The 944-nt window shown below is 49.9% G+C and carries 1 rRNA gene; it reads left to right on the forward strand.

Annotated features, from left to right (window positions below):
* A 23S ribosomal RNA gene (locus C0W29_RS21415) occupies positions 1-944 on the forward strand; the annotation flags it as partial.

Below are 944 nucleotides of genomic sequence, written 5' to 3' on the forward strand. Positions count from 1 at the left end.
TTAGTGAAATCGAGTAGGACGGGACACGTGATATCCTGTTTGAACATGGGGGGACCATCCTCCAAGGCTAAATACTCCTGACTGACCGATAGTGAACCAGTACCGTGAGGGAAAGGCGAAAAGAACCCCTGTGAGGGGAGTGAAATAGAACCTGAAACCGTGTACGTACAAGCAGTAGGAGCCCACTTGTTGGGTGACTGCGTACCTTTTGTATAATGGGTCAGCGACTTAATTTTAGTAGCAAGGTTAACCGTTTAGGGGAGCCGTAGGGAAACCGAGTCTTAACTGGGCGTCATAGTTGCTAGGATTAGACCCGAAACCGAGTGATCTAGCCATGGGCAGGTTGAAGGTGAGGTAACACTTACTGGAGGACCGAACCGACTAATGTTGAAAAATTAGCGGATGACTTGTGGCTAGGGGTGAAAGGCCAATCAAACTCGGAGATAGCTGGTTCTCCCCGAAAGCTATTTAGGTAGCGCCTCGGACGAATACTACTGGGGGTAGAGCACTGTTAAGGCTAGGGGGTCATCCCGACTTACCAACCCTTTGCAAACTCCGAATACCAGTAAGTAATATCCGGGAGACACACGGCGGGTGCTAACGTCCGTCGTGAAGAGGGAAACAACCCAGACCGCCAGCTAAGGTCCCAAAGTTATAGCTAAGTGGGAAACGATGTGGGAAGGCTCAGACAGCCAGGATGTTGGCTTAGAAGCAGCCATCATTTAAAGAAAGCGTAATAGCTCACTGGTCGAGTCGGCCTGCGCGGAAGATTTAACGGGGCTAAGCTATACACCGAAGCTGCGGCAATGTGAATTTATTCACATTGGGTAGGGGAGCGTTCTGTAAGCCGTTGAAGGTGCATTGTAAAGTGTGCTGGAGGTATCAGAAGTGCGAATGCTGACATGAGTAACGATAAAGGGAGTGAAAAACTCCCTCGCCGGAAG

It is taken from the genome of Photobacterium kishitanii, from assembly GCF_003026355.1.
GTDB lineage: Bacteria > Pseudomonadota > Gammaproteobacteria > Enterobacterales > Vibrionaceae > Photobacterium > Photobacterium kishitanii.